The sequence below is a fragment of the Nocardiopsis sp. TSRI0078 genome (assembly GCF_001905145.1).
Lineage (GTDB): Bacteria > Actinomycetota > Actinomycetes > Streptosporangiales > Streptosporangiaceae > Nocardiopsis.
On sequence record NZ_LWLB01000019.1, the window covers coordinates 1 to 26,112 of the forward strand.

Sequence of the window (26,112 nt, forward strand, 5' to 3'; positions counted from 1 at the left end):
CTGCATGGCGAGATCGGTCTGGTCCCGCCGGCGGAGTTCGAAGACGGCTTCTACCAGCAGGGGTCCGCTTCAACACAGGGTGAAGCGTTGGTTCCGAGCCTCCAATAAAACCGGCACGAGACATTCTAACGAGTTGGTGCGTGATAGCGGGTGAGGCAAGAAATGAACGCCTGTGGCATGATCCCGCCGTGTCGATCAAGGTCAATCGTGCGGTCCTGGCCCACCCATGGCTCACCGGCATCCCCCAACACCACCTGGCCGCGCTCGTGGAGGAGCTGGCCCACCCCTGGGAAGCGGCCGTCGAAGACTGCCGGTACCAGGCCCGGGGTGGTGTGAGGAAGCGGGCCGCCAGGGCGGGCGCCCGGCACCGTTTGGTCTTCGTCGACCGCCTGGTGGTCACCCTGATCCACCTGCGCCATGACCTGCCGCACGCGGTCTTGGGCCTGCTGTTCGGGGTGGATCGGTCCACCGTCACACGGGCCGTGGGCCAGATCCGCGCTCTGTTGGCCGAACGGGGGTGCGCGGTCCCCGATCGGCCGGGGGTGCGTCTGCGCACCGTGGAGGACGCCTTTCGCCTACGCCCAGACCGAGGATGTGGAGCTGCGGTTGGACGCCACCGAGGTTCAGGTGCGCCGACCCCAGCGGGTCGGGGCGGGCGACGGGCATTCGTCTCGGGCAAGAAGAAACAGAACACGATGAAGGCCACCATCGTCGCCGACCACCGCGGGCGCACGTTGTGGACCGATGCGATGCGCCCTGGGCGGATACACGACACCCGCCGCGGCCCGCACCAAGGGCATCGATGCCTGCTTCAAGCATTTCCCGGACGTGGAGGTGCTGCTGGACGACGGCTACCTCGGCCTGCGACGCGACCACCCCGGGAAAGCCATCACCCCACCGCGCAAACCGAACAAGAGTGCTCTGCCCGAGTTCCACGAACGGTGGAAACGCCACCGTCACGCGCACTCCTCGGACCGCATCACCGTCGAGCACGCCTTGGCCGACCACAAGCGCTGAAAGTAGTTGACGCACTGGACGCATCGGCGCGAGAACCTCCCGGCCACCTACCGGGCCATCGCCGGATTGGTCTCCGACCGCACCGCGAACATCTGACAAACACCGCGAACGGGATCACCATGCCTCACCCGCTATCACGCACCAACTCGTTAGAGCTCACCTCATTTGGCGAGTCTGCGGTTGTCTCGTGCCGGGTGTGATGGAGACTCTTGGTGCTTCCAGCATCGCGGTGTCCCGGTATCGGTTCAGGGGGTATGCGATTGCGACCCCGTGGACCGTGTGACCTGCAACCTGTTGAGGAGCCGTGGAGAGCCCGTTGCGTTGAGAGGCGCACGGCGGATTCGGAGGGCGGATCACGGAAACCTACCGTGAGTGGTTACGGCAAGGCGCCACGGCCCAGTCCTACGGCACGGATCGCCTCATTGGGCGGTTCCGTTGAGAAGCTCGGGGAGAGCGGTGCCGTGGACGACGTGCAGGCGGCTGACCGCTCGGGTGAGGGCCACGTAGAGGCGGTGGAGGCCCCGGGGTTCCGCCTCGACGATACGGGTGGGTTCGGCGACGATGACGGTGTCGAACTCCAGCCCCTTGGCCAGGGAGGCCGGCACGCATACCAGCCGGGCCGTGTCCAGCGCGTCCTCGGTCTCACCGAGGAGGGCTGTACCGATTCCCTCGGCCGACAGATGCTCGCGGATGGCGGGCATATCCACGTCGGCGGCGATGAGACCCACCGATCCCTCGTCCTTGAGCGCTTCTCGGCAGGCCAGCGCGAGGGCCTCTGACCAGTCAACCGGGTCCGTGGCGGTGATCCGAAGGGATCCGGGGACGTCGCGCACTCCGGTGGGCACGCCCAAACCGGGGGCGATCTCCGGCAGCAGGCGGGCGGCGTAGTCGATGATCTGGGCAGGGGTCCGGAACCCGCGGTCGAGTACGGCCAGGCGGGCGTCGGGCTGGCCCAGGTGTTCTAGCAGCTGCGCCCAGTCATCGACCGCCCACGGGCTGGTGCTCTGGGCAATGTCGCCGAGCACGGTGAGCGATCCTCGGGTGCAGCGACGGGCGATCGCACGTGCCTGCATGGGGCTGAGATCCTGGGCCTCGTCGATGACGATGTGGCCCAGGGTGCCCGGCCGCTCGATCAGGGAGGCGGCCTCGTCGATCAGGGCCAGGTCGGCGCCGGACCACCGGGCGGACTTGGGTCCGCGCGGGCGTCCGGGCATCCGTACCGCGTCCTGCTCCTCGGAGGTGAGTATTCCCTCGGCCGCCCGGGCCAGGCGGTCGGGGTCGGTGAGCAGGTTCAGCACCAGGCGTACAGGGTCGGCCTTGGGCCACATGCGCCGCACTGCGGCGGTGACCGCCCGGTTGCGCCGCACCTGGCCGATCGTGCCCGCGTCGCAGGCCTCACCGGCGCTTTCGATACGGCGCATGACCAGGTGTGCCAGGCGTTGGGACAGCAGGTTCGGGCCCGCGCCGTAGGCGATGCCCCGGCCGCGCAGCTCGGCCACGGCCTCGGCCGTCTCCTCGGGACCGATGCGCCACTTGCGTGAGCCGCGTTCGACGACCAGGGTCTCCTCCAGCGGGCGCACCTGGTCCCACAGGGCCCGTTCGATGACCTCGGCCATGCGGGCCGCGCCCTTGATCCGCGCCGCCCCGGTCTCCTCGGCGCGGCGCACGGGCACCCTGCCGATCAGTTCTTCGACGGTGGTCTGACGTGCTCCGATCTCGCCCAGCGCGGGCAGCACGTTGCGGATGTAGGACAGGAAGGAGCGGTTGGGGCCGACGACGGCCACCCCGCCGTCCCGGCGCAGCCGGTCGCGTTCGGTGAAGAGCAGGTAGGCGATGCGGTGCAGGCCCACAGCGGTCTTGCCCGTGCCCGGCGCTCCCTGCACGCAGAGGGCGGGACGCAGCGGTGCCCGGACCAGTTCGTCCTGTTCGGGTTGGATGGTGGCGACGATGTCGCGCATCGGGCCTGATCTGGGGCGTTCGATCTCCGCTGCGAGCAGGCGGTCGGCGGCGCTCTCTTCCTGGGTGTTGCCCGTGTCACCGGGGTCGGTGAGGAGCTCGTCCTCGTAGGCGGTGAGTTCGGCGCCCTCGGAGAAGCCGTAGCGGCGCCGCAGCAGTACACCTCTGGAGTTGTTGCGGGTGGCTTGGTAGAACGCCGCCGAGATCGGCGCCCGCCAGTCCAGGACCAGGGGTGTGCCGTCGGTGTCGTGGACGTGGCGGCGCCCGATATAGATCCGGTCGGCTCCGTCCGCGGGACCTGTGCGGGTCTGCTCGGTGAATCCGGTGTCGAAGACCGTGCCCCGTGGATAGTCCAGGCGGCCGAAGAACAGGGGCACATCGGAGAAGTCGACGAGGGCTTCGGCACGCCGCTCGCGGTAGCGGACGAGTTGACGGTTGGTGAAGGTGTAGTCGGCGTCCTCGGAGCTGTCCTGCACGGTCGGGGTGTTGACGACGTCCTCGTGCATGCGTCCGAGTGCGGCACGGGCCTCAGCCAGGTAGGCGCGCTCGGCCCGGATCTCGGGGTCGGCGGGTGCAGATGCGGATTCGACCATGGCGTGGGCAACCTCGGAGTGAAGCAGTGATGTGTGCAGACTTGCTTGTTCTTCGGAACCTTTGGCAACTCTACTCTCTCGTTAAGGTAGAGTTTGATGTGGAGGGTCGACCTGCTTCCTTGCGCTCAGCGCCCTCCCGTGGTGGCACGGCCGCGGTCGCCCCTACCGCGGCCCGTGTCACCACGCACGAACTCTGGCCGGCGCTCGGTTGTTCGCACGGATCCCGAGGAGGTAGGGAACATGGTCACCCGAACAAAGGTCGCGGAGTACCTGAAGGGCGCTTTCGACTTCGGAGCGATCAATCGCAGGCAGGTGATCGTCGCCGCCGATCTGCGTGGCGCACCGGAGGAGGTGCGAAGCGTTCTCGCCCAACTCCCCGAAGGCGTGTATCCGGATCTGCGTAGCCTGTGGCCCCACCTACCCGGCGTCGAGCGCTCCGCGTAACTCCCACTCCGAAGACCGTTCCCTTTCCGTGTCCGCGACCACCCACCGAGGTGCGGAATGCGTGGACACAGCACCGGCACGTTCTTCACAGACGAGACACCGAACCGTCCCTCAATCTCTGGGCGCCTCCTCCAAGCACCGCAACCAGGGTTGAGGGATGGCGCCGACACCGTTGCGGGCCCCGGCCAGTGCTCCGGCCATGGCCGCGACGCGACCCCTGCCTCCGTCGACACACGCGGCGAAACGCACGACCTCCGGCAGGTCGTCAGGGGAACGGAGAAAGGCGGCGAGTGCGAGGGGGACCGCTTCGACCACGGTGGCGCCCTCCCCCAGTGCGCGCACCACGTCCCGATGGGTGTACCGGCCTCGGGCAAGGGCGCTCAACCGTGCCAGTTGAGCTCGAAACTCCGGAGCGGTGGAGTAGCGGGCCGCCGTCGACAGCAGGTGGAAGGCGGCCAGCGGCTGTTCTCTGTGCGCGCGACGGGCATAGGCCACCGCGCACGCCTGGAGCGCGACGCCCTCAAGCGCGAGCGTGTGGGCGTGGGTGATGTAGGCACTGTCCCTCGCCAGTTGGACCAGCCGGTTCAGCGGCACAGGCAGAAGACCCACCGGGGCCACCCTTGCGGCGGCGCCGGCCCCGTACGACCCCGTCCCTGCAAAGGCCGAGACGGACGCGTTTTCCCACGGGATGCCGTTGACGACGGAGAGGAAGATCCTGATCTCTCCACCGCCGAATCCCCGGTCGGGGTCGCGTTGCCACGCGTTGGTGAACTCCCGGACCAACCGGTCCTGGTCCACGGTGGCCTGATGGTCATCCGTCCGACTCCGTAGGTGCTCGGCCAGAACGACCATCAGAGAGGTGATGCCGGTAGGTCGCAGGAGGGGTGAGGCTTCCAGCTTCTGCGACGGCGTACTGCCGAAGGCGTCCCCACAGGCGGCGGCGAGCAGGCAGCCCTGGTCACGGTCACGGGAAAGATCGTCGAGGGACCCAGGGGCCGCGGGACGCGGTCCAGGGAGCGAGGAGAACATCGGGTCGTCTCCGTCCGTGGTGGTGGTCTCGAAGAAAACCCTACCCTTACGAGAGGGTAGAGTGCAGAGTGGTAGTGGCGGCGTCTTCGACGACGTGTTCACCGCCCGGACCTCGCGGCGGTACGGCCGACGGCATGGCCCGTCTTCCCTGGCGGTACCGCCGCGGTTCTGACACGGAAGTTCCTCGCGACATTCGCCCTGTGGAGGTGCAACTGATGGTCACCCGAACCGACATCGCCGACTCCCTGGAGGGAGCTTTCAGTTCCGGACCGTTGACGCGGGGCCAGGTCATCAGCGCCGCGGACCTGCACGGCGCGACCGAGGAGGTAATCACCGCCCTGGCGAAGCTTCCCGCGGGGTTCTACTCCCACCTTCGTGACCTGTGGAAGCATCTGGACGACGTGCCGCGGAGTGCGTGATCACCATGTGGCTCTGCAGCCCGGACCACGCGTCGCCGCGCTCGTCCACGATCTCGAGCGGACGCCCCGAACCGATGTCATACGCGCACACCTGCTCCTGGCCCGCCACGGAATCCACGGGGTGGAGGTGCACGCGCCTCAGCGGGCGAGCACCTCGTGCCTGGCCCGTCACCTGCGACGCGCCGGGATAGACGTACTCATCGACTGCGGCGGTACAGGAGCGGATCTGTTGGATCTTCTGGCGCAGAAGTCGGGAGTACCCGCACTGTCCCCGGATGCTCTCACCAGGACGACTGGTGTTGGGACGAACGCTGACCAGAGCGGTCGGGTCAGTTCCAGCCGCGAACTCCGACAGGTGCGGGCAGCGCCTCGGTCAACCAGGTCCACGTGCCGTCGTTCTCGGTGAATCGCCGCTGAAGGGTCTCAACGCGCCCCAAGGGCCAGGAGCGCACCTCACTCCAGACACCGGCGACGTTCTCCTCCAGATAGAGGCAGGACGCGTCGGTGCGCACACGTTGAGCCTGAAGGCTCGTGGAGGATCCGTCGTTCGTCCGGATTCGGTAGTAGGCCATGACAAGCTCCAACATCTCGACGATAGGCCGGAGGCGTGCCCCTCCCCCTCCAGGAGCACAAACGGAAGAGGGTGAGGGGCACGCCGGACTCCCGGCGCCCAGAACATTACCCTCACGTTAGAGTAGAAACTCAAGAATCGTCATCTCGGCAGGATGAGCGTGCTCTCGCCCTCCCCCGCGTCGCCGCGGCGGACGACCGCGGCCGACTGGTACTGGCCGGGCACGGGTTTTTGCTGGTTGGCGCGGGCGAGCATGTCGGCGTCGCACTCCGCGCACAGCGGAATGTAGTGCAGGGAGACGATGGAGAGCTGGGTACCCCGGGAGTACTGGGTCAGTGCCTGCGGCCTCATGTGGATGTCCTGGCCCTGACAGGTCGCACAGGTGTAGGGGGTGTCCCGGTCCCATCTGGCGGCACACACCCCACAGCGGATACGGATGCCTTCCTGCGTGCGCTCACCGACCAGGTCCTCCTCCTCGCCACAGGCCGGACAGGTCATCTGACGTGGCATGAAGCCCTCCTCGTCCACAGACGCGCTACCGTGACGCGCTAAAGAACCAACACCGGGAAAACGAATCTAACGTTAGAGTAGATTCAACGAGGAGGAGTGCCGCGATGCCTGAAGCGGGCCACATGCAGATCGGTGAGGTCGCCGAACGGACCGGCCTGTCCCTGCGCACGATCCGCTACTACGGCGAGGTCGGCCTGGTCGAACCATCCGCTCGCTCCCGTGGGGGCTTTCGCCTCTACACCGAAGAGGACGTCGACCGGCTCCAGCTGATCAAACGGATGAAGCCGCTGGACTTCAGCCTGGAGGAGACCCGCGAGCTCCTGGCCTCCCTGGACCGGTTGAACGCCGCCGAGACCGGACGGGACGAACGCGAGGCGCTGAGCGAGAGGCTCGATGCCTTCGAGGCCGCCATCGTCGCCCGCTGCCAGACTCTGCGCGACCAGCTGGCGATGGCCGAGGAGTTCGCCGAGAGGCTGCGCGAACAGCGGACCAGGAACAACGCGACCACATGAGAACCGAACCGTAAGGAGCGACAGTGACCACAACAGCGCCGGCCGAGGACAAGGCGACGGCCGAGGTCGCGCGCGAGGCGTCCCGGCGGCGGACGTTCGCGGTCATCTCCCACCCCGACGCCGGTAAGTCCACCCTGACCGAGGCCCTGGCGCTGCACGCCGCCGCGATCTCCTCCGCCGGCGCGGTGCACGGCAAGGGCGACCGCCGGGGCGTGACCTCGGACTGGATGGAGATGGAGCAGGACCGCGGGATCTCCATCACCTCCGCCGCGCTGCGCATCGACTACGCCGACCGGGTGCTCAACCTGGTGGACACCCCCGGCCACGCCGACTTCTCCGAGGACACCTACCGGGTGCTGTCCGCGGTGGACTGCGCGATCATGCTGCTGGACTCGGCCAAGGGCCTGGAGCCGCAGACGCTGAAGCTCTTCGACGTGTGCCGCGCACGCAGGATGCCGGTGATCACCTTCGTCAACAAGTGGGACCGCCCCGGGCGCGAGCCGCTGGAGCTGCTGGACGAGATCGAGCAGCGCATCGGGCTGCGGCCCACCCCGCTGAACTGGCCGGTGGGCATCGCCGGGGACTTCCGCGGCCTCATCGACCGCTCCAGCGGCACCTACACCAAGATGACCCGCACCCCGGGCGGGGCGAAGAAGGCGGTCGAGGAAGCGCTCACCCCCGAGGAGGCGGCGCGCATCGAGGGGGCCGAGTGGGAACAGGCCCAGGAGGAGATCGAGCTCCTCGGTGAGATCGGCGCGGACTTCGACCACGACTCGTTCATGGCCGGGGAGTCCTCCCCGGTGCTGTTCGGCGCCGCGCTGCCCAACTTCGGGGTGGGCCAGTTGTTGCACACGATCGTGGAGCTGGCCCCCGCTCCCTCGGCCAAGGCCGGCGACCAGGGTGAACCCCGCCCGGTGTCCAAGCCGTTCTCGGGCCAGGTGTTCAAGATGCAGGCCAACATGGACAAGAACCACCGGGACCGGATGGCGTTCGTGCGCATCTCCTCGGGGCGGTTCGACCGCGGCATGGTGCTCACCCACGCCTCCACGGGGCGCCCGTTCGCGACCAAGTACTCCCAGGCGGTGTTCGGCTCCGAGCGCTCCACCATCGACGCCGCCTTCCCGGGGGACGTGATCGCGCTGGTCAACGCCCAGGCCCTGGCCGTGGGCGACACGCTCTACGACGGGCCCAAGGTGGTCTTCCCGCCGATCCCGAGCTTCGCCCCCGAGCACTTCGCGGTGGCCCGGGCCCAGGACGCGGGCAAGTACAAGCAGTTCCAGCGCGGGATCGCCCAGCTGGACGCCGAGGGCGTGGTGCAGGTGCTGACCTCGGACGTGCGCGGCGAGCAGGCGCCGGTGCTGGCGGCGGTGGGGCCGCTGCAGTTCGACGTGGTCCGCCACCGCATGGAGCACGAGTTCCGCTCGCCGATCGAGACCTCGCCGCTGGACTACTCCGTGGCCCGGCGCACCGACGCCGACTCGGCCCCGGCGCTGCACGCGCTCTCGGGCGCGGAGGTGCTCAAGCGCCGGGGCGACGGCGAGCTGCTGGTGCTGGTGCACAACAAGTGGCGGTTGCGCGTCATCGAGCGCGACCACCCGGACTTGTTCATGGAGCCCCTGCTCGCCGGAGGCGTCGAGGAAGACGCCTACTAGCGCACGCCGTTCCGCTCGCGCGCACCGCTTCGTCCCGCCCCACCTGTGTTCGTTTCCGCACGGCCCCCGCCACCTCTGAGGAGTTGCGCTGTCCTCCGCGCTGTCCACCACCGACACGTCCGCCCCACACCGGTCCACCCCCAGGGTCGTGGCGGCGTCCGCTCTGGTCCTGGCCCTGAGCGGCCCAGGGCAGACCGCAGGTATCGCCGTCTTCGTCGACCACGTCATCGCCGACCTGGACGTCAGCCGCTCGGCCGTCTCCCTGGCCTACATGGTCGGAACCCTGGCAGGAGCGCTCGCGCTGCCCTGGATCGGCCGTGCGGTGGACCGCTTCGGGGTCCAAAGGGTCCTCGCACTCGTGGCGCTCGGCTTCGGCGGCTTCCTCGTCCTGTTGGCCGGCGCACAGGGGCTCCTCGGACTGACGGCCGGATTCGTCGGGGTGCGCGCCCTAGGCCAGGGCGGCATGACCATGATCGCGACCACCGCCGTCGCGATCTCGGTGACACACAAACGGGGAACACTACTGGGATTGACCAGCTCTCTCGGAGCGGCCGGGATCTCCCTGTTCCCCCTGCTCACCGAGCGTGTGATCGCCGTGCTGGACTGGCGGTACACCTTCGTAGCGGAGGGAGCGCTGATCTGGGTCATTGTGCTCCCCCTGGCCTGGTGGGGGTTGCGCGGAGTCAGCCGAACCTCCCAGAAGGCTCCCGCCTCCCCCAGGAAAGAGCAGGATGAGCCCGCGGAACCGGCATGGCCGCTCCGGGCGATCGTGGGGACCACGATGTTCTGGGCGATGGCCGGTGCGATCGCGTGCAGCGGCCTGGTCTCCACCGCTGTGTTCTTCCATCAGATTTCCGTGCTCGGTGAGCAAGGGCTCACCCCCGCCCAGTCCGCCGCCAACTTCCTACCCCAGACCGTCGCGGGTCTGGGTGCGGCGTTGCTGTTCGGGTCGGCCGCCGACCGGCTCTCCCCCAAGATGCTGATGTGTGCGGCCATGGCCATGCACGCCCTGGCCCTGCTCACACTGCCGCTGGTCGCACCCGGGCTCAGCGCGCTGCTCTACGGCGCGGCGTTGGGCGCAGCGGCCTCAGGCGCCCGTGCGGTGGAGAGCGCCGCGCTGCCCTTCTACTTCGGTACGGCGAGCCTGGGCACTCTGCGAGGGCTAACGCAGTCCGTCGCGGTCGCCTCCACCGCCGTGGGCCCCATTCTGCTGTCCCTGGCCCACGGGTGGGCGGGGTCCTACCGGCCGGGGGTCATGGGGCTGGCGCTGCTGTGCGCTCTCGTGGCGATCGCGGTGTGCTTCGCCCGCAGGCCACTTCGCCGCACCGCCTGACCCCGTGGCGCCGCCACGACCACACGAGTGAACAGCAGGTGTGAACATCCCAGGATCCCACCCAAAAAATCACTTTGGGTTATCCCGACGGAAACGCGACTATCGTCTATATCACGGCTTTGATCTGGATAAACCGCCGAAGAAGCTTTGTTGTGACAGTTGTCTCAGTCGCTCTACGTGACTCAGACTCTCACGTAAGGGTAAATTCATTCCAGGTCGCTTCCCGCGCAAGAGCGTGAGTTGACCGCATTCTTTCCCGACCTGCCTCAGGGGCATGGTCGGGTCCGCGGCGACGAGGCCGCGTCCGGGGCACCACGAGTGCCGCACCGGATCCAGGCGTTCGAACGCGCCACGACTCGCGGAGTCACCAACGCGTTCGTCCGCGCCGTCGCCAAACACCTGACCCGAACACCGCGGTCCTTGCTGTGGGCTGCCCGAACCAGATGGGTTCCATGAATCTGCCCGTGAAGACTCCCCGGTCGCTGAAGTCCCGGATTCCGGCCGCAGCGCAACTACGCGCCGACGTGCTGGCCGGACTGGTCGTGGCCCTGGCCCTGATCCCCGAGGCCATCGCCTTCTCCCTCATCGCCGGGGTCGACCCCCGCGTGGGGCTGTACGCCTCCTTCGTCATGGCCGTGTCCATCGCCTTCCTCGGCGGGCGCCCGGCGATGATCTCCGCCGCCACCGGCGCGATGGCGCTGGTCGTAGCGCCGCTGTCGATCGAGTACGGCGTGGACTACCTCATCGCCGCCACCATCCTCGCGGGCCTGATCCAGGTGGGTCTGGGCCTGCTCGGAGTGGCCAAGCTGATGCGGTTCGTGCCGCCCAGCGTGATGACCGGGTTCATCAACGCCCTGGCCATCCTCATCTTCCTGTCCCAGGTGCCGTACCTGACCGGTGGAGACGTCCCGGTCTACGTCATGGTCGCGATCGGGCTGGCCATCATCTTCGGCCTGCCGTACCTGACCAAGCTGGTCCCCGCACCGCTGGTGGCCATCGTCGTACTCACCGTCGCCACTGTCGCGATGAGCATCTCCACCCGCACGGTGGGCGACGAGGGCAGGCTTCCCGAGACCGTACCCGTGCCGCTGATCCCGAACGTCCCGTTCACCCTGGACACGCTGACCCTCATCGCCCCCTACGCGCTGACGCTGGCGCTGGTGGGGCTGATGGAGTCGCTGATGACCGCCAAGGTCGTCGACGACCAGACCGAGACCTCCTCCAACCACGCCCGCGAGGCGCGCGGCCAGGGCATCGCCAACGTCCTGGTCGGGTTCTTCGGCGGCATGGCCTCGTGCGCGATGATCGGCCAGACCATGATCAACGTCAAGTCCGGGGCCCGCACCCGCGTCTCCACGTTCCTGGCCGGGGTGTTCCTGCTCATCCTGTGCGTGGGCCTGGGCGACATCGTGGGCATGATCCCCATGGCCGCGCTGGTCGCGGTGATGATCTTCGTGGCCATCGTGACCTTCGACTGGCACAGCATCGCCCCGGCCACCCTGAAGCGGATGCCCTGGACCGAGACCCTGGTCATGGTCGTGACCGTGGCCGTGGTCGTGGCCACCCACAACCTGGCCCTGGGCGTGATCGTCGGCGTGATCGTGTCGATGATGCTCTTCGCCCGCAAGGCCGCGGTGCACACCGGCCTGACCAGCGTGCTCGACCCCGAGGGCGGCACCCGGGTGTACTCGGTCAACGGCGAGCTGTTCTTCGCCTCCACCGGCGAGCTGGTGGGCCGCTTCGACTACACCGAGCAGGGGCTGACCAAGGTCGTGGTGGACATGTCCAACGCCCACGTGTGGGACTCCTCGGCCGTGGCCGCGCTGGACCAGGTCACCGAGCACTTCCGCAGGCACGACGTGCAGGTGCAGATCACCGGCCTCAACGAGCCCAGCGCCGAACTCCACAAGGAACTGTCGGGCACCCTCACCGGCGGACACTGATCCCAGTCGCACCCAAGACGGGGGCCACCGGGACGATCCCCGGTGGCCCCCGCCGCTGTGTAAGCCCACCAGCCACGGATCCCACCGAAGCCGAATTCCACCACCTGACGCTTCACATGGCCCCGCATCCCGTCAACACACGGTGCGAAGGAGCCGAGAACACAGTCACGGCCCCATGAGGTGGAGATCGTTCAGTGTGCTGGTCCACTCCTCGATACAGCGTACGAGGGCGTCGCGGTCGGACAGCTCCACCATCCTCCTCTGCACGCGCACATCGATGACACGACTCAGCCAGCACTGTCTCTCGTACTCATCGGAGGCCTCGTCGTGCAGAGCGACGTAGCGATCGGCCAGTTCCTGGCTCACTGTCGCGAACATCTTCTGAAGTAGGGCGAGGTCGGCACTGTGGTAGTAACTCACGGTGTTTGCGTCCCGTCGTTTCAGTGAGGTTCCTGGGACGGCGGCCGGTTCCCCGCCCCCTTCGCGTAGGCACAAGGGGCGGGGAACCGGAAGTACAGCGAGCCACCAGAATCCTACCCTTACGTTAGGGTAGGCATGCGGCCGGGGAAATGTACGCCGACCCACCGGGGACGGCTGTGAGTACGTTGCTCGTAGGAACCTGCGCCAACCATCCCTGAAATCCACCGTGAGCATTTTCCCGAAGAGCCGAGGTGGGAAGCGCTGGCGGCCAGCTCCATCCGCGCAACAAGCAGAAGAGAACGATAAGCGCCCGTTTTCAGGAGCTGGACTGGTCGGACGACGCCGATGGGAGAGCTCAACCTCCGCTGTCGCCACGACCTTCTCTTCCGTAAGAAGGTCTACGAGATCAAACTCGGCGACGACTTCCTGAGGTCGAACCTGTTCACCGCGGCCGAAATCGAGCTGGCGCGGCTGGCCCTGGCCGAGCTGGCAGGAACAGGCGGTCTCCACGTCGCTGTGGGAAGACTAGGGCTGGGGTCATACCGCACACACCGTGCTCGAGAGCCCGGACGTCGCCGTACTCGTCGTGGTGGAAGTACTCGCCGAAGTCATCGACTGGCACCGTGGGGTTCGGCACTGGTCCGCCCCTTCATGCTCTTGCTGCCGCGGCGCCCACACCGCTTGCACACAGAACCAGACCCGGACATGGCCATCACTCCAAGCCCATCCTCATCTCGAACAACGAGGCTTGGAGAAGACGCTTGGCAGGAGGCCATCTCGACACACCAAAGCCTTCATCACCCGTAAAAGACAGCTACGGTAGCCGTATGCGCCCGCCTCCAGGAGCCCACCGTGACGATTGCCCAACGGGTCCTCGATTTCCTGAGCAAGAGCGGACGAGGGTGGGATGACGACGAACTCGCCCGGCAGCTCAACGTGTCCCCCCGCCAGAGCATCCACCAGGCATGCCGCAAACTCGAGCGAGAGGGGCACCTGCACCGCTACAAAGGCCCTGACGGCAAGATCGTCAACGCCATCGGCGGCACACAGCCCACCGAGTCATCCATGCCATCCGGCGCTTCGACCGAGCAGCAGCAGGCCGAACGCATCATCCTGGACGAGGCCGGCGCGCTGCTCGGAACCCGGCTGGACCCCCGTAAGATCCTCACGCCCACCGGGGTTCGGGTAGAAGTCGACGGAGCCGACCAGAACCTCACCGTATTGGTGGAGGCATGGGCGCACCAGGGGGCCGTCAAGCCCGCGCAGCGCCACAAAGTTCTCTCTGACGCGTTGAAGCTGGTGTGGATCTCCTCCACGCTCTACCCCAGGCCGCGCATGGTCCTCTGTCTGTCCGACCAAGAGGCGGCACGGCCCTTTCTCGGCGAACGCTCATGGGCGGCAGCCGCCCTGCGCGACCTGGGAATCGAGGTCCTCGTCATCGATCTGCCCGATCACGTGCGCGCTCGCCTGCGTCAAGCCCAGCACCGCCAGTACCGGTAGACACGACCCCTACGACAGGCCTGGTCGGATTTTCCTATCCGCGCACGCCCTAACGCGCAAAAGGTCGCGTGGTACCCCTCCGCTGCGCAGCGCACGGCACAACAACGGTCCCCTGGCCGGCATGGAACCGGTTAGGGAGTTTCCAGGTCGCTGGTGGTGAGCACCCCGGGGCTACGTAGAGCGGCCAGGGACACATACCGCTGGCCCATCGTCCACGCCCACGGACGACCAGATGCGGCCACCGTGTCGTTGACCACCGGCGCCTCCAACACCACGGTCTCGCGATCCGCCGGCCCCGAGAGCAGGAACACCATGTACTCCTGCCCCTCCTCACGGGTCCCGCTCTCCAAGGAGGCGCGGATCAGGCTTGCGGTTCGGGTGTCCCTGCCTCCGTTGCTCTCTCGTCGCCGCGCCTCCTCGTAGGTGAAGGGCACGTAGTCCTCACAGGTGAGGATGCAGGCCAGGTGCGGTTGAATGGCCTGCTGGGCGTAGAAGCCCATGTGGGTCAGCCCTTCCCGGAAGGCCCGGCCGGGCTGGCAGATGTAGGCCGCAGATTCCAGGTACTCGGGGTAGGCCTGGCTGGCGGCCACGACCACCACTTCGTCCGAGGTGACCAGGCCGTCGTTGTCGAACAGCGCCTGCAACTCCCGCAGCAGGAACCGGTCGCGTTCAGAGGGGGCGTGGAAGGCGTCGTCCACCACGGCGGTGATGGCGTCGTACAGGGCGGCGAAATTGAACCACACCACGCGCCTGTCGCCCACGACATCGACGGCGGCGGGTCGTACGGGGTCGGGTGTGAGCACGAACAGGTACCGGCCCGCCCCTTCTTTCAGGTCCTCCAGGTGGCCACGGAGCTGTTTCGCGCTGACCGTGCCGCGGACGGTCTTGACCTCGAACAGATAGGTGAAGTCCGCGGAGATCCGCGCGTCGGGAACCGATCCCTTGCCGGCCTTGGGCTGGTTGGTGAAGGTGACCGTCTCCAGCGTGGCCTCGCCCGAGGCCTTGGCCAGGATCTCCTCGACCAGGGACAGACCGATCCGCTCGAAGACCGCCAGCATCGACGAGGTGACCCTGTTCTCGCCCTGACGGTATGTGGAGAACAGCGGTGTGGACGACACGGGCACGACCTCCTGGGGGTGTTGGTGTCCGCTCTTCACCACGTGACCGGAGGCGGCCCTTGGTCCACGAGGACCTCGCGAGGTGCCATCGGACGTCACCAGGGGCCGGTGTGTGCTCCGATGATGCTCCGCAGTTGCGGACTGGGACGACACCGGGCAGCACCTCTTGATACGAAACGATGGTAGTGATCGGGTGGATAGGGGCGAAACGGCAGCCTGTGGCACGTAGAGGCACGAAAGCGCCGGACTTCTAATCCGATGGCCGCAGGTTCGAATCCTGCCGGGTGCGCCATAAAACCCCAGGTCAGACGGGGTGCGTGAGTCGAACAGACGAGGCGCGAGGCCCGGATCCGGGCCTGAGATGCTCCGTGTGTGCTCCCCAGTACAAGGTCCAGTACAGGTGGAGGCCCACCTCGCGGAGTATTTTGCCGTTCCGTGACCCTGTGGGTCCCTGGTCCGGATACGGCTTCGTGAACCCGCCTTCGGAACACGCTCCGCACCTGCCCCGAGATGTCCTGTGCCCACCAGGTCAGTACCGGCGACACATGTGCCCGTATGCCCCGACCACCCCTTCCGACGGGAACAACCCGATTCGCTGTCCTGTGTCTCGCACCGAACACGTGAGTGCCCGATGAGTTTGGTCGTTCACCGAAGTCTGTACGTGTGAGACCAACTCCGTAGCAGTGCCTCGTGGATCAGCAGACCCCTCTCCTCGAGGGGGTGGTTCCACGGCAGACGGGAGAAGTGTGATGATCGAGCTGGACTTCCTAGCCATCGCTGTGGCGGCCGTGGCGGCGTTCGTTGTGAGCGGCGTGTGGTACGGCGTGTTCGCCAGACAGCTCAAGGAGCTGAGTTCCTCGGCGGAGCCGAAACCACTGGCGTTACTGCTGCCCGTGGAGCTGGTTCGGAACGCTGTCGTCACGACGGTAATGGCCGGGCTCGCCTCTGTGTCAGGAACCGCTGGTCTGTCTGGCACACTGGCGCTGGGGCTGGCACTGTGGACCGGGTTCCCCCTTGTGCTGTTGGTCGGCTCGATCTTCCACGAGAGCGTGCCGTGGAGGATCGCCGCCCTTCACGCCGGTGACTGGCTTGTGAAGCTGCTCGCCATCTCCGCCGTCATCGCCCTGTGGCCCTGAACGAGCGGCCGCGTTCCCACGGGGATCTGACCTGAGCGTCGACAACGGCACAGTGGAAGGCGATAGAGCGCCTTGGGCCTCCGTAACACCAGGGGACCTTTGATCCGATCGGTTACCAGCCCCGGACACGAGGGAACCCCAGGCCAGTCGGGGTAAACCCGTGTGCTGACCTGGGGCCAGTGGTGCCGTGTGGTTCCTGGTGTGCTCGCCGGTTCGGCTATCCGACCGTCACCGGAGCCGGGCCTCGCAGAAGCGCGGCGGTGGCCTCAGCCGCCGCTTTGGCCACGTCCGGGAACACCGACTGGTAGGTGTCCTGGGTGAAATGGATGGTCGCGTGCCCCAACTCGGCCGAGACCACCTTCACGTCCGTGCCCGCCGACAACGCCAACGAGGCCGCCCCGTGGCGCAGCCCGTGCGACGTGATCGGCGGCAGCCCAGCGGCCCTGGCGATGCGCAGGAACCAGTCACTGACCTGACCCGGATGCCACCCCGAACCGTTCTCCTTGGTGAAGGCCAAGCCGCTGTCCGTCCACGCCGCTCCGGCCTGGAGACGGGCTTCGTTCTGGAACCGTTTTCAGGCCCGCAACACCTTGACGGTGTCGGCGTCCAGGGTGATGGTGCGCTGTCCTGCCGCGCTCTTCGGGGTGGAGGTGATCGTCTCCCACGCCAACTGCACGACCTGGACTCGGATGTCGATCTGCCCGTCCGTCAGCCGGGTGTTGGACCAGGGCAAGCCGACCGCTTCCCCCCGGCGCAGGCCCTTGATCGCGATCAGGTGGAACATCGGGTACAGCCACGGGTACTTCCTCGCGTGCACCAGGAAGGCGCGAGTCTGTTCCGGAGTCCACACCATGACCTCTCCGGGCACCGTTGCGTCCTTCTCCCACTGGCGCACCCGGTCCGGAGTCCATACCAGCGGACGCTTCCTCGGACACGACGGTAACCGCACGTGCGAGGCGATGTTCACCGACACCGGCAGATCCGGGCGGCGCACCGCCTCCGACAACGCACTCCGGAGAGTGGCACGGATCCGGTGCTTGGTCGACAGCGAGATCACCCGCCGCCCGCACACCGAGGCCCGCACCTTCGCGTCATCGGACTCACGGCACTCCAGGATGTGGCCGTTGGTCTCTTCGATGGCCGCGAACATGGCCTCGACGTGGCGAGCCTGGAGCTTATCCAGCCGGAGTCGGCCCAGGTGCGGGACGAGGTACTTACGGATGTGCCCGGCATAGGAGGCACGGGTTCCCGCGGCGAGATCGGGTTTGCCCTCCCACCACTCCCCAGCCACGCCTCGACCGTGGGCGGTTCGGTGCGCACGTCCACCGCCATCGCAACCCGCCTGCGCACTTCCTCGAGGTTGGGAAGTGGTCGGCGCTGCTTCAACGCCGCCTGGACCAGGTCGGCAATCTGCACCTCCACCACCGGATCCCTCTCGGCCAGGGCGATGAGTGCCTTGACGTGCTCCAACCCTTTACGGGCCTGCTCCTGGGAAGCCAGGCCGACCCTGCCCAGTTACGGCTTCACCGGATCGCGCCTGGCACACAGGCAGGTACCAAGCTCACTGGACGCCTCACTCATGCATCGAGGCCAGGTCCACACGGCGCGGCGAACATGGTACTCCCAGTCCCTAGGCTCGGAGGGACTCTGGGCCACCACCGTCGCCGTCCCTAATGTCGGTAACGAGTCGAGCGGGGCACCGGTCCTCGCCACTCTCCCTCGATCCCCGCACAGGGATCGACGACCAAAGGAGAAACCGATGACCGACTCCGGCCTCAAGGACTGGTACCTGCGCTACGTGGCGGCGCTCAACGCCCACGAGTTCGACGGCATGGACGAGTTCATCGCCGACGACGTCGTGCTGAACGGCGAACCGGGCACCCGCGACGACGTCATCACGGTCCAGAAGCACGACATCGACGCTGTACCGGACCTCCACTGGGAGGTCAAGGAGCTGCTGTTCGACCGGGACCGGATCGCTGTGCGCGCGATCAACACCGGCACCCCGGCGAAGGAGTGGCTCGGCGTTCCTCCCTCCGGCGCCTCCTTCGAGATCACCGAGCACGCCATCTACAAGGTCAGCGACGGTCGCTTCGTGCAGATGACGGCGCTGCACGACTCGTCCGACCTGCTGCGGCAGCTGGCCGCCTGACCTCAGCCAAACGCAATTTCTTGGCTTTGGAGTCAGGTTCGTGAGCAGGCGCCGACCGGCCCCCGGTAGGCGGATCTGCAGGCGGAGCAACATTGCTGACGCCGTTCCGGCTGGCCGGAGCTGCAACGCGCCATCGTGGGCCTCCGCGGCAGGTGACTTGCCGTCCCCGCATCATCCCTGATGCGGGGACGGCACCCGGCCGATGCCGGCCCATCGCACCCACCCCTTCTCAAGGAGTCTTGTCATGTCGGATTACACGCCTGCCCCGTTCTGGAAACCGCCGCCGCGGAGTTCGCCGCGGCCACCGCCAATCCGCCCTATCTGTCCGACCTGGGCCCCGCCGAAGGCCGCAAGACGGTCAACGAGGTGCAGTCCGGTGAGATCGCCAAGCCGCAGGTCGACGAGGGGTGGATCACCGTATCCGACGGCCCGACCGGCAGTGTCCGGGCCCGTATCGTCCGCCCGGCCGGAGCCACCGGGACCCTGCCCGTCATCCTCTACATCCACGGCGCCGGCTGGGTGTTCGGCAACGCCCACACCCACGACCGCCTGGTCCGCGAACTCGCCACCGGCGTGAACGCCGCCGTCGTCTTCCCCGAGTACGATCTCTCTCCCGAGGCCCGCTACCCCATCGCCATCGAGCAGAACTACGCCCTCGCCCAGTGGGTCGTCCGCGAAGGCTCGAACAACAACCTGGACGCCTCGCGCATCGCGGTCGCGGGTGATTCCGTGGGCGGCAACATGAGCGCCGCCCTTACCCTGATGGCCAAGGAACGCGGCGACGTCCCGCTGGTGCAGCAGGTGCTGTTCTACCCGGTCACCGACGCGAGTTTCGACACCGGCTCCTACCACCAGTTCGCCGAGGGTTACTTCCTGCGCCGCGACGGTATGCAGTGGTTCTGGAACCAGTACACCACCGACCCCGCACAGCGCGCCGAGATCACCGCATCCCCGTTGCGCGCTACCACCGAGCAGCTCACCGGTCTGCCCCCGGCTCTGATCATCACCTCCGAGGCCGACGTCCTGCGTGACAAGGGCGAGGCCTACGCCAACAAGCTCCGCGCCGTCGGCGTCCCCGTCACCGCGACCCGCTACCCGCTACCCGCTACCCGGGCATCATCCACGGCTTCGTCATGCTCAACGCCCTCCGCGGCACCCAAGTCGCCGAAGCCGCCATCACCCAGGCCACCGCCGCACTCCGCTCAGCCCTCCACACCGCCTGAACCCACAGCACGACAGCACTGCGCGGCCAGACCCTCCACGGGGGAGTCTCACGACGAGACGCCGCTCGGTCCCGCCCCAGCAGGGGCACAGAAAGGAAAAGAACCATGTCCGACACCAACCTGCGCGACTTCTACGAGCGCTACGTCGAGGCGCTCAACGCGCGCGAGTTCGACCGCATGGACGCGTTCGTCCACGAATCCATCGTCATGCACAGTGAGCCCAGCTCCCGCGCGGCTCTCGTCGCACAGCTGAACAGCATCGTCGACGCGGTCCCGACTTCCGCTGGGAGATCCAGGAGCTCGCCATCAACGGTGACAACATCGCCGTCCGTGCGATCAACACCGGCACCCCCACCAAGGAGTGGCTCGGCGCAGCTCCTGCCGACAGGCCGATCGAGATCGTCGAGTACGCCATGTATCGGGTCCGCGACGGGAAGTTCCTGTACATGTCGGCCGTCCACGACGCCGAGGCCCTACAGAAGCAGCTCGCAGGCTGACCCGGTCAGGCTCGGGCAAAGCAGAGCCCGAGGCAAGCGGGGTGCCCCAGCCCTCAGGCCGGGGCACCCCGCTCTGTTCAGCGCACTATACGGCCGACGTCGCGGTGAGCGGCACGCCGCTGCCGACGGTCGACCACCGGCGCGCGCGTCCTCACGATCTGCAGCGGGTACTGCTCACGGTCGCCCAGCTCAGCTGTCAGCTGCTTGCGCCAGGAGCGGGGCGTCACTGGCCGTGGGCACACCGAACTGCGTCGCCACGGAGCGCATCGGCCCCCTCGCGGCCATCCACGGAGCTCCAGCGACCGCCACGAGGTCGAGCAGCGAGCCGGTGCTGTCCAGCACGACATCCACGCCACCGGGAGCAAGTGCCGCGACGTGGTCCACACACCGGGCCGAACTCAGTCGACCCTGAACTTGTCGGCGAGCTGGAACTCGAACTCCTCGGGTAGATCGTAGTGGAAGACCTCGGGGGCGTCGCGCTCGACGTGGGCCTTCCAGTAGAGGTCGGCGATCACGTCCGGCTCCGAGTTCGGTCGGCCACTCCCGATTCTCGCGCCCAGGGCGATGTGCGCGACGTGCATTCCCTGGCCGACGAGTGACTCGTTCAGCGCGAGGAGCCAGTTGCGCATGGCAGCGTTCGCGACGTTCGCGTTGGCGACCTGCGGGACGCCCATCGGGCCCGATCCGGCACCGCTCGTACCGATGATGGTGCCGGCACCACGGTCGATCATGCCGGGAAGCACCTGGCGAACAGCGGCGACCGCGCCGAAGAAGTTGGTCTCGAGCTCGGGCAGAACCGCCTCGGCGGTGAGATCGACCGCGGAGACGAGCGGCCGATCCGCTAGGTCCGACAGCGTCGGGGCAGGTGAGTACTCCAGGACGTCAATGGATCCGAAGTGCTCCTCTGCGGCCGTCAGCACCTTCTCGAGGCTCGGGCGGTCAGTGACATCGGCCGCGAAAGCGGCAGCCGGCACCCCTGCGCTCTGGAACCTGTCGACCATGGCCGCGAGTTGCGATTCACTTCGCGCCACGAACGCCACGTTGAAGCCGCCCTTCTCGGCAAACTTCGCACCGCTGGCGAACCCGAGTTGCGGCCCGGCCCCCACGATCGCAATGGTCGACACAGCTCGTCCTCCAACAGCAGATCTGCATGCCCTGGTGGGCGGTGTGCAGGCAGGCGTATCCGGCACCGTTGCGGCGGTCCTTGTCGGTGCTGCCGGCCGCGCGGCCCAGCAAGAACCTTCGACTCATCCACTCGGAATGCCATCGCCAGCACCATTCCGGCGGTAGTGACCGGAACAGGGCAGAACCTGTGAAGCCTCCGGGCTTGTTTGAGCCGTGATACCTGGAAACAGGCATGTCCGGTTCTGAGGGGGCCGGGTCACGGCGACGTGACCCGGCTACCCGACCAGTGGCGCGGTATCGCAACCCGTTACGAGAGGACAGCCACGATCCACCTGGCCGGATTCCACGTCACAGGCATCTTCCTCCGGTCCGCTCGGTGATCCATACGAGAGCCCATAGCCGTGGCCGTCAGGCGGTGAAGCCGCCGTCGATGTTCAGGCTGGAGCCGGTGATGTAGTCGGCGTCAGGCCCGGCGACATATGACACGAAGGCGCCGACCTCTGCGGCGGTGCCGTAGCGGTCGGTCGCCATGACACCGAGCATGGCCTGCGCGGTGGGTCCGTCGGCGGGGTTCGCATCGGTGTCGATCGGTCCGGGCTGGATGTTGTTGATGGTGATCCGGCGCGATGCCAGTTCACGCGCGAGGCCGCGGGTGAGGCTCGCCAGCGCGCCTTTGGTCAGTGCGTAGACCGACTGGTCGGGGAACGGCGTGCGGTCGGCGTTGATGCTGCCGATGTTGATGATCCGCCCGCCTGCGCCCATGTGAGCCAGGGATTGGCGGATCGCGACGATGGCGGATCGTACGTTGATCGTGAGCATTGCGTCGATCTCGTCCATCGTCAGGTCGGTGATCGGCGCGACGGAACCTACGGCGGCGTTGTTCACGAGAATGTCCAGGCTGCCGAACCGCTCGACGGTCCGCGTGACGGCGGCTTCGACGTCCTGTTCGTGCATGCTGTCGGCGCGGATCGGGAACGCGGTACCTCCCGACGCGACGACCGCGGCCGCTACGGCGTCCGCGCGCTCGTCGGACCGGGCGTAGGTGAACGCCACTGCTGCGCCGTCGGCTGCCAGGCGCGCGACGATGCCGGCGCCGACTCCTCGGGACCCTCCGGTTACCAATGCGGTCTTGCCTTCGAGCGCTTGTGCGGTCATGAGTCTTCCTCGCGGTGATGTGGTGCCGGGTCAGGCGCCCGTGACCACGGACGTGCATGGGCGACGAACCGGGCGCTGCGTAGATTGCGGGCCAGCTCGGCGCGCTTTTGGTGGTCATGGTGGTTCCAGGCGGGTTGACCCGGCGCGGTGCGCCAGGACTCACTCAGCGGAGTGTCGTCCACGGTGTCGAAGTCAAACTGGTCGTAGAGCCGGTTCACTGGCGCGACGGCGTCGGGAAAATCGCTTGAGACCGACAGCGCCGGCCGGTCTGCGGTGAGCAAGACCGGTGCCTGGATGTGGGTGAAGGCTTTGGCGACCCTGGACCTCGGCGGCTGCTCCTGTCGCAGCTCGTGCTCGGTCTTCTCACCCGAGTCGATCACTGGAATGTGACCGTCGCGCCACGCCATGTAGTTGTTGGTGTCCAGTACGACCTTGTCGGCCAGTTCCGCGACCCGCGGTCGGTCTGCCGCGGTGAGAGGCATCGCCACTACTGCGAAGTCGCAGCATCCGCCGCGTCCGCCGCCTCTGCAGCGGACGCGCTCGGGCCAGGCTGCGTGATGAGGTGAGCCAAAGTCCCGGGACCCCGTGAGTTCGCCAGGACCACCCCGTATCCGTTCGCCGACGCCGCCCGAGCGATCTGGTTGTCGGTTCGCCGGCTCCGATGATTCCGATCGTGGTCACGGCCGCCCCTCCTCTTTTCGTACTGTTCGGTCGGGAGTTCCAATGCACCTCTAATCGCTACCGCCAGACCAAGGTGGCCTACGTCGTCGACACCTTCGAGCAATCGACCGCGTACGCGGTCATTGAGAGTCTCCTGCGTGGCAGCGCCGACGCTCTGGCGGCCATCGACCACCCCCGCGGCTGTCTCTCCGTTCAGGGTGGCCTGGCCTGCTCGCCGCAGAACGCCGGCGTCTCCGAGGTCCTCGCTGCCGGCCGGGCCGCTACGGAGTGCGTACTCGAGCAGCGGTTGGCGCGAGCGGTTCAGGACGGTGATCTCCCGGCGGGGGTGGGCACCCGAGCGCTGGCGCGGTTCGTGATGGTCCTCAATGAGGGCTTCACGGTCCACGCCGCGGCCGGTGTCGAACGCGACGATCTCCACGCCTCGATCGACACCGCGCTGCGATCTGTCATGGCGCTCTGCTCCTGACCGAGCCTGCCTGGGCTATCGCAACCCGTTACGGGAAGACAGTCACGATCTACCTGGCCGGACTCCACGTCGCAGGCATCTTCCTCTGGTCCGCTCGGTGATTCAAACGAGAGCCCTTAGGACCCGCGTGTCCGGTCGAGGGCGCGTACGACGGTCGCATCCCGCCCCGCGAGCTCCGGAAGCGCCGGTGGAACCGGTGAGGAAGCCAGGTGTCGTCCGCTCCGATTCACCACGCGAGGGCGCCGTAGCGGTCGATGATCCGCCCCGTTCCGGCGCTGGGGTCCTCGGTGGCCAGCGTCACGATGGCGTCGGTTCCCTCGGTCACGGTCTGGGTGCCGCTGTGGCCGTTGAGGTCGGTCGCGGTGTGGCCGGGATCGACGGCGTTGAACCGGACGTCGTCCAACGCCTTCGCGTACTGCGTGGTCAGCATCGTGACGGCGGCCTTGGAGGCCGCGTAGACGGGGGCGATGACCTTCGACTCGACCCGTTCGGGGTCGTGGGTGAGTGCGACGGACCCCAGGCCGCTGGTGACGTTGACGACGGCCGGAGCGTCGGAGGCGCGCAGGAGCGGCAGGAAGGCCGTGGTGACCCGCACGACGCTGGCCACGTTGGTGTCGAGCACCAGTGCGGACTCCTCACCGGTCAGTTCCTCGGCGGACACGAGGCTGCCGGTGATGCCGGCGTTGTTGACCAGGACGTCGATCCGGCCCTCGTTGGCCGCGACGTCGGCGGCCGCGGCCGCGACCGAGGCATCGTCGGTGACATCGATCTGGACGAAGCGCACACCCAGCTCTGTCGCTGCACGGCGTCCGCGATCGACGTCGCGGGCACCGAGGAGCACGGTGTGCCCGAGTTCGGTGAGGCGGCGGGCGGTCTCGAAACCGAGGCCCTTGTTGGCGCCGGTGATGAATGTGGTCTTGGACATGCCCCGAGTCTCACCGAGCCTGCCGCACCCAGCCAGGGAACGGTTGTCGGTAGGACCACCAGTACCACCCAAGCGAGCACGGAGACGGACGTGCGGCTGCTTACGATGCAGTGGTGAACAATGGACATGCCGTCGACAACCAGCTGGGAGCGACACTCCGGGCCTGGCGGGACCGGCTCTCCCCAGAAGCCGTCGGACTGCCGGTGGACAGGGCACGTCGATCGCCGGGCCTGCGGCGTGAGGAGCTCGCCGAGCTGGCCGGTCTCTCCGTCGACTACCTCGTGCGACTCGAGCAGGGCCGGGCCGCCAACCCCTCCGAGCAGGTCGTCAACTCGTTGGCCCGCGCGCTCCAGCTCTCCCAGGACGAGCGGGACCACCTCCATCGGCTCGCCGGGTTCGGGCCGCCGCAGGACCAGCGGGTCGTCGACGACATTCCACCGAGCATGCGACGGCTGCTGACCCTGCTCGATTCCACTCCGGTCGCGGTCTTCGCCGCAGACTGGAAACTGGTCTGGTGGAACCCCAGGTGGGTTGCGCTGTTCGGCGAGCCTACGAGGATCGGGGCCGAGGAACGCAACCTGGTGCGGCTGCGCTTTCCGATCGCCTCGGACCGCGGCCGTTTGACGAGCTGGCCGGTGATCCCTGCCAACGCCGAGGCCGCCGACCGGGCCCTCGTGGCCGACCTGCGCCGAGCCGCGGCCCGGTTCCCCGACGATCCGCGCGTGACCGAGCTGGTGGCCAGCAGGGTCGCCGGCAACCCCCGGTTCGCCGCGTTCTGGGCCGATGCCGCCGTGGGCCGACACGCCGAGGACCGCAAGACGATCCGGCACCCCGACATCGGAGAGGTGAGTGTCGACTGTGACGTCCTGACGGACGGGGACACCGACCTCAAGATCGTCGCCTATACGGCGGTCCCGGGCAGCGAGGACGAGTCCAAGCTCGAGTTCGCCGGCATCATCTCTTCTCCAAGGAGCGACGCGTGAGGACGATCGGCATCATCGGAGCGGGCGAAGTGGGCAGCCAGCTCGCCCGCGCGGCCGTTGCCCATGATTACCAGGTAGTCATCGCCAATTCACGAGGACCGGAAACGCTGACGCACCTCGTCGACGAGCTCGGGCCCTCGGCCCGTGCCGCGACAGCGGCCGGCGCCGCCGAAGCGGGCGACTTCGTGATCATCGCCGTCCCCCTCAAGCTGGTCAACGACATGCCTGCGAAGCAGCTGGCCGGCAAGATCGTGCTCGACACCAACAACTACATGCCCTGGCGCGACGGCCGCTTCCAGGACATCGACTCGGGGGAGAAGACCGTGCACGAGCTGCGACAGGAGCAGTTGCCCACCTCGAAGGTCGCCAAGGCGTTCACCCACATCCAGGCTCCGCGCCTCTTCCTCTCCGCCAGTTCCCCGGGCACTCCCGGTCGGCACGCTCTCTCGGTCTCCAGCAACTACCCCGAGGCGGTGGAGCTGGTCACGCGCCTGTACGACGAGTTCGGATTCGACACCGTCGACAACAGTCCACTCAGCGAGTCCTGGCGAAGCGGCCCGGGCCAGCCTGCCTGGCTGTCGCACGCCCACCAGACGCGCGAGCAACTCGCTGCCAACCTGGCCGACGCGCGCCGGATTGTCTCGTTCCGGGGGTGATGGAGGCTCTTGGCACGGTCTGCGCCACGGGGCGGCCTCGATTGAGCCTGGCCGCCGGGGTGGGAGTCAAGGTGGTGTCTCGTGCCGGGTGTGATG

26 protein-coding genes, 1 tRNA gene and 2 pseudogenes are annotated in these 26,112 nt (G+C 67.5%); 17 read left to right on the plus strand and 12 right to left on the minus strand.

Annotated features, from left to right (window positions below):
* Positions 1-332: 332 nt before the first annotated feature.
* Both A6A08_RS29365 and A6A08_RS28825 read left to right on the plus strand, forming a co-directional pair.
* Positions 333-719 (plus strand): annotated as a pseudogene (locus A6A08_RS29365) (transposase family protein); the annotation flags it as partial.
* Positions 720-744: 25 nt separating this feature from the next.
* The gene (locus A6A08_RS28825; RefSeq protein WP_242422586.1) at positions 745-1,017 is read left to right on the plus strand and encodes a hypothetical protein; all 273 of its coding nucleotides are present in this window, start codon (positions 745-747) and stop codon (positions 1,015-1,017) included.
* Between the two features lie 419 nt (positions 1,018-1,436).
* Here the strand turns inward: A6A08_RS28825 and A6A08_RS14000 are convergent, their stop codons facing one another.
* Entirely contained in the window at positions 1,437-3,566 is a 2,130-nt protein-coding gene (locus A6A08_RS14000; RefSeq protein ID WP_073703043.1) for an ATP-binding domain-containing protein, read from the minus strand.
* Positions 3,567-3,806: 240 nt separating this feature from the next.
* Here A6A08_RS14000 and A6A08_RS14005 point away from each other — a divergent pair, with 240 nt between their 5' ends.
* Positions 3,807-4,010, plus strand: a complete 204-nt coding sequence (locus tag A6A08_RS14005; RefSeq protein WP_073703044.1) for a hypothetical protein — start codon at positions 3,807-3,809, stop codon at positions 4,008-4,010.
* 111 nt (positions 4,011-4,121) lie between these two features.
* On the opposite strand, the gene A6A08_RS14010 is transcribed toward A6A08_RS14005, so the two are convergent.
* Complete coding sequence (locus A6A08_RS14010) at positions 4,122-5,039, minus strand: ADP-ribosylglycohydrolase family protein (RefSeq protein WP_073703045.1); 918 nt, start codon at positions 5,037-5,039, stop codon at positions 4,122-4,124.
* Between the two features lie 215 nt (positions 5,040-5,254).
* On the opposite strand from A6A08_RS14010, the gene A6A08_RS14015 reads away from it, so the two are divergent.
* Positions 5,255-5,458, plus strand: coding sequence for a DUF2795 domain-containing protein (locus tag A6A08_RS14015; RefSeq protein WP_242422588.1), 204 nt, complete (start codon positions 5,255-5,257; stop codon positions 5,456-5,458).
* Between the two features lie 329 nt (positions 5,459-5,787).
* Here A6A08_RS14015 and A6A08_RS14020 read toward each other — a convergent pair whose 3' ends face one another.
* Together A6A08_RS14020 and A6A08_RS14025 are read right to left on the minus strand one after the other, a co-directional pair.
* Positions 5,788-6,030, minus strand: a complete 243-nt coding sequence (locus A6A08_RS14020; protein WP_073703061.1) for a hypothetical protein — start codon at positions 6,028-6,030, stop codon at positions 5,788-5,790.
* A gap of 140 nt (positions 6,031-6,170) precedes the next feature.
* Positions 6,171-6,539 (minus strand): hypothetical protein, encoded by a 369-nt coding sequence (locus A6A08_RS14025; RefSeq protein ID WP_073703062.1) that lies wholly within the window; start codon positions 6,537-6,539, stop codon positions 6,171-6,173.
* A 104-nt stretch (positions 6,540-6,643) separates the two neighbouring features.
* On the opposite strand from A6A08_RS14025, the gene A6A08_RS14030 reads away from it, so the two are divergent.
* From A6A08_RS14030 to A6A08_RS14045, 4 genes are all read left to right on the plus strand, one after another.
* A complete protein-coding gene (locus A6A08_RS14030) occupies positions 6,644-7,051 on the plus strand; it encodes a MerR family transcriptional regulator (protein ID WP_073703046.1) in 408 nt (135 codons plus the stop codon).
* A 23-nt stretch (positions 7,052-7,074) separates the two neighbouring features.
* Positions 7,075-8,703: a peptide chain release factor 3 gene (locus A6A08_RS14035; protein WP_073703047.1), complete on the plus strand. Its 1,629-nt coding sequence runs from the start codon at positions 7,075-7,077 to the stop codon at positions 8,701-8,703.
* Between the two features lie 148 nt (positions 8,704-8,851).
* Complete coding sequence (locus A6A08_RS14040; protein ID WP_073703048.1) at positions 8,852-10,036, plus strand: MFS transporter; 1,185 nt, start codon at positions 8,852-8,854, stop codon at positions 10,034-10,036.
* Between the two features lie 443 nt (positions 10,037-10,479).
* Positions 10,480-11,979 carry a SulP family inorganic anion transporter gene (locus A6A08_RS14045; RefSeq protein ID WP_073703049.1) on the plus strand — a complete coding sequence of 500 codons (1,500 nt, stop codon included), beginning with the start codon at positions 10,480-10,482 and terminating at the stop codon, positions 11,977-11,979.
* A gap of 165 nt (positions 11,980-12,144) precedes the next feature.
* Here A6A08_RS14045 and A6A08_RS14050 read toward each other — a convergent pair whose 3' ends face one another.
* Positions 12,145-12,399, minus strand: coding sequence for a hypothetical protein (locus tag A6A08_RS14050; RefSeq protein WP_083609112.1), 255 nt, complete (start codon positions 12,397-12,399; stop codon positions 12,145-12,147).
* 852 nt (positions 12,400-13,251) lie between these two features.
* Between A6A08_RS14050 and A6A08_RS14060 the strand changes: the two genes are divergently transcribed.
* On the plus strand, positions 13,252-13,899 hold the full coding sequence (locus tag A6A08_RS14060; protein WP_083609113.1) for a MarR family transcriptional regulator: 648 nt from the start codon (positions 13,252-13,254) through the stop codon (positions 13,897-13,899).
* A gap of 131 nt (positions 13,900-14,030) precedes the next feature.
* Here the strand turns inward: A6A08_RS14060 and A6A08_RS27990 are convergent, their stop codons facing one another.
* Positions 14,031-15,017, minus strand: coding sequence for a hypothetical protein (locus tag A6A08_RS27990; RefSeq protein ID WP_073703050.1), 987 nt, complete (start codon positions 15,015-15,017; stop codon positions 14,031-14,033).
* A 211-nt stretch (positions 15,018-15,228) separates the two neighbouring features.
* Here A6A08_RS27990 and A6A08_RS27995 point away from each other — a divergent pair.
* A tRNA-Arg gene (locus A6A08_RS27995) sits at positions 15,229-15,309 on the plus strand.
* A 457-nt stretch (positions 15,310-15,766) separates the two neighbouring features.
* Entirely contained in the window at positions 15,767-16,153 is a 387-nt protein-coding gene (locus A6A08_RS14070) for a DUF1761 domain-containing protein (RefSeq protein ID WP_073703051.1), read from the plus strand.
* A gap of 217 nt (positions 16,154-16,370) precedes the next feature.
* Here A6A08_RS14070 and A6A08_RS14075 read toward each other — a convergent pair.
* Positions 16,371-17,662 (minus strand): annotated as a pseudogene (locus tag A6A08_RS14075) (tyrosine-type recombinase/integrase); the annotation flags it as partial.
* A 250-nt stretch (positions 17,663-17,912) separates the two neighbouring features.
* On the opposite strand from A6A08_RS14075, the gene A6A08_RS14080 reads away from it, so the two are divergent.
* From A6A08_RS14080 to A6A08_RS29370, 3 genes are all read left to right on the plus strand, one after another.
* Positions 17,913-18,305 (plus strand): ester cyclase, encoded by a 393-nt coding sequence (locus A6A08_RS14080; RefSeq protein ID WP_073703052.1) that lies wholly within the window; start codon positions 17,913-17,915, stop codon positions 18,303-18,305.
* Positions 18,306-18,485: 180 nt separating this feature from the next.
* The gene (locus A6A08_RS14085; RefSeq protein WP_378701370.1) at positions 18,486-19,781 is read left to right on the plus strand and encodes an alpha/beta hydrolase; all 1,296 of its coding nucleotides are present in this window, start codon (positions 18,486-18,488) and stop codon (positions 19,779-19,781) included.
* A gap of 37 nt (positions 19,782-19,818) precedes the next feature.
* On the plus strand, positions 19,819-20,025 hold the full coding sequence (locus A6A08_RS29370; RefSeq protein ID WP_378701379.1) for an ester cyclase: 207 nt from the start codon (positions 19,819-19,821) through the stop codon (positions 20,023-20,025).
* Between the two features lie 189 nt (positions 20,026-20,214).
* On the opposite strand, the gene A6A08_RS28220 is transcribed toward A6A08_RS29370, so the two are convergent.
* From A6A08_RS28220 to A6A08_RS14110, 4 genes are all read right to left on the minus strand, one after another.
* A complete protein-coding gene (locus A6A08_RS28220; RefSeq protein WP_199866931.1) occupies positions 20,215-20,367 on the minus strand; it encodes a hypothetical protein in 153 nt (50 codons plus the stop codon).
* A gap of 56 nt (positions 20,368-20,423) precedes the next feature.
* Positions 20,424-21,149 (minus strand): SDR family oxidoreductase, encoded by a 726-nt coding sequence (locus A6A08_RS14095; protein WP_073703053.1) that lies wholly within the window; start codon positions 21,147-21,149, stop codon positions 20,424-20,426.
* Positions 21,150-21,558: 409 nt separating this feature from the next.
* The gene (locus A6A08_RS14105) at positions 21,559-22,305 is read right to left on the minus strand and encodes an SDR family oxidoreductase (protein WP_073703055.1); all 747 of its coding nucleotides are present in this window, start codon (positions 22,303-22,305) and stop codon (positions 21,559-21,561) included.
* Positions 22,302-22,787: an NADPH-dependent F420 reductase gene (locus A6A08_RS14110; RefSeq protein ID WP_199866932.1), complete on the minus strand. Its 486-nt coding sequence runs from the start codon at positions 22,785-22,787 to the stop codon at positions 22,302-22,304. Before A6A08_RS14110 ends, A6A08_RS14105 begins: the two co-directional genes overlap by 4 nt.
* Before the next feature lie 179 nt (positions 22,788-22,966).
* Between A6A08_RS14110 and A6A08_RS14115 the strand changes: the two genes are divergently transcribed.
* On the plus strand, positions 22,967-23,452 hold the full coding sequence (locus A6A08_RS14115) for a hypothetical protein (RefSeq protein WP_199866933.1): 486 nt from the start codon (positions 22,967-22,969) through the stop codon (positions 23,450-23,452).
* A gap of 226 nt (positions 23,453-23,678) precedes the next feature.
* On the opposite strand, the gene A6A08_RS14125 is transcribed toward A6A08_RS14115, so the two are convergent.
* On the minus strand, positions 23,679-24,377 hold the full coding sequence (locus A6A08_RS14125) for an SDR family NAD(P)-dependent oxidoreductase (protein WP_073703057.1): 699 nt from the start codon (positions 24,375-24,377) through the stop codon (positions 23,679-23,681).
* Positions 24,378-24,490: 113 nt separating this feature from the next.
* Here A6A08_RS14125 and A6A08_RS14130 point away from each other — a divergent pair, with 113 nt between their 5' ends.
* A complete protein-coding gene (locus tag A6A08_RS14130) occupies positions 24,491-25,360 on the plus strand; it encodes a helix-turn-helix transcriptional regulator (protein ID WP_083609114.1) in 870 nt (289 codons plus the stop codon).
* Positions 25,357-26,016 carry an NADPH-dependent F420 reductase gene (locus tag A6A08_RS14135; RefSeq protein WP_073703059.1) on the plus strand — a complete coding sequence of 220 codons (660 nt, stop codon included), beginning with the start codon at positions 25,357-25,359 and terminating at the stop codon, positions 26,014-26,016. The genes A6A08_RS14130 and A6A08_RS14135 overlap by 4 nt, the downstream gene beginning before the upstream one ends.
* The last annotated feature ends 96 nt before the right edge of the window (positions 26,017-26,112 follow it).